2 protein-coding genes are annotated in these 2,134 nt (G+C 42.2%); both read right to left on the reverse strand.

What is annotated here, in order from left to right:
* Positions 1-118 precede the first annotated feature (118 nt).
* Complete coding sequence (locus tag DBR11_RS26415; RefSeq protein ID WP_108555560.1) at positions 119-478, reverse strand: CoA-binding protein; 360 nt, start codon at positions 476-478, stop codon at positions 119-121.
* Between the two features lie 57 nt (positions 479-535).
* Positions 536-2,077: an NAD(P)/FAD-dependent oxidoreductase gene (locus DBR11_RS26420; RefSeq protein WP_108555559.1), complete on the reverse strand. Its 1,542-nt coding sequence runs from the start codon at positions 2,075-2,077 to the stop codon at positions 536-538.
* Between the last annotated feature and the right edge of the window lie 57 nt (positions 2,078-2,134).

Raw genomic sequence — 2,134 nt, forward strand, 5'->3', positions numbered from 1 at the left:
CTGGAAGGCCTTAGAGATCTGCGGCCCCTTCGGCCGCCTGATATCGCGCAGCCTGGAAGCAGGTATCCTAAAAATTCCAATGATAACCCCCTCAAAAACCAACGAAAGGAATTATAAATCAATACTGTCCAGTAGACAGAAGAACCAAGGTACATGCTTCTACAGGTTCAATCCCCTGCTTTGTCAGCAAGTCTTCCAGCTCCTGATTTTCTGTACCAGGATTAAACACTACTCTTCTTGGATTGGTATCCAGGATATACTGATAATACTCTTTCTGTACATCCTTACCTACATAAAGTGTTATGGTATCAATATCATGATAAGGAGTTGCAGGCTTTTCAATCCCCGTTCCCGCCAGTTCCCCCTTCTTAATTCCGATATTAACGATATCATGTCCTTTAGCTTTGAGCATATGCGCCGCTTTATACGCATATCTTTCCGGATTGGGCGTTGCCCCTATTATTAAAGTCTTCTTCATTACAAACAATATAAATACAACTGATATATCAACATTCATTCAGAAAAGAATGTTTCATCAAAGAAATTTCAAAACAGCATTTGCACAATTCACGCCATCTATTGCAGCAGACACAATACCACCAGCATAACCGGCTCCCTCTGCGCAAGGAAATAAACCCGCTACCTGAGGATGCTGTAAGGATTCTTTATCTCTTGGAATCCGTACAGGAGAAGAACTTCTGCTTTCCACACCAACCAATATAGCCTCATTCGTGTAATATCCTTTGATCTTCCGTCCAAAATGAGGCAAGGCTCCTCTCAGGCTCTCCGCAACAAAAGCAGGCAGCGTATCATCCAGCATAGCGCTCCTAGTTCCCGGGAGGTAAGAATTCTTGGGAAGATCCAAAGAAAGTCTCTTTTCTACAAAATCAACCATTCTTTGGCCTGGAGCCACCAGATGCCCACCACCAAGAGCAAAGGCCTTCTTTTCAATTTCAGCCTGAAAATGCATCATCCTTAAAGGATCATCGCCAGGCACATCTTCAAGAGTGATCTGTACAACAGTACCAGAATTCGCAAAAGGATTATTTCTTTTGGATGGAGACCAGCCATTAACCACAATTTCATTCTCATAAGTAGCGCAAGGGGCGATAATACCACCTGGGCACATACAAAAAGAAAATACACCCCTGTTGCCAACCTGCTCTACAAGACTATAATAAGCCGGAGGCAAAAATTCACTCCGGATATCACAATGATACTGTGCCGCATCAATAATAGCCTGAGGATGTTCAATCCGAACACCCAGAGCAAAAGGTTTTGCCTCAACAAGGATATGTTTATCATTTAACAACTCATACACATCTCTTGCAGAATGCCCGGTCGCCAAAATCACGGCATCCGCAGCGATACTTTCTTCTCCGTTCACCACAACACCTTTTACCTTTCCAAATTCCACCAGGAGATCCGTCATTTTCTGATCGAAACGAACCTCACCACCAGCATTTAATATCGTTTCACGGATAGCCGTAATGATATGAGGCAATTTATTGGTCCCAATATGCGGCCTGGCGTCTACCAGGATATCCTCCGTAGCCCCATGCTGCACAAATGTTTCCAGTACTTTATTGATATCTCCACGTTTATTGGAGCGGGTATACAACTTACCATCAGAATAAGTTCCAGCCCCTCCTTCTCCATAACAATAATTAGATTCTGTGTTTACAAGCCCTTCCTTATTGATCGCAGCAAGATCTCTTCTTCTTTGTTTAACATCTTTTCCACGTTCAAGAACAATTGGTTTTAGCCCGTTCTCTATGCACTGCAATGCAGCAAATAATCCAGCCGGTCCGGCACCCACAATAAGGACACTCTTCTTATCCCTGACATTTTGATAGTTAAAATGATAAATATCTGTCAAAAATGGCTCATCTATATAAACACGAACCATTAACCGGTACACCACCTGACGCGAACGGGCATCTATAGACCGTTTTAGAATTTTATAGCCTTTAATTCTTGCTGAATCAATCCTTAAGGCAGCTGAAAGATTTTTCTTTAGGACTTCCTCCTGCCCTATTTCTTCGGGCAAAAGCTTTATTTCTATTTCTTTTTGCATAAAACTTGTCAGGTTTTTATCCTGAATTTCAACAAAGGTACAGAAATTGCATTCTAT

The organism is Pedobacter sp. HMWF019, from assembly GCF_003061025.1.
Taxonomy (GTDB): domain Bacteria; phylum Bacteroidota; class Bacteroidia; order Sphingobacteriales; family Sphingobacteriaceae; genus Pedobacter.

What these genes read in the sequence shown, in the direction of transcription:
- DBR11_RS26415 (WP_108555560.1), bottom strand. Translation starts at nt 478, where the DNA reads ATGAAGAAGACTTTAATAATAGGGGCAACGCCCAATCCGGAAAGATAT.
- DBR11_RS26420 (WP_108555559.1), bottom strand. Translation starts at nt 2,077, where the DNA reads ATGCAAAAAGAAATAGAAATAAAGCTTTTGCCCGAAGAAATAGGGCAG.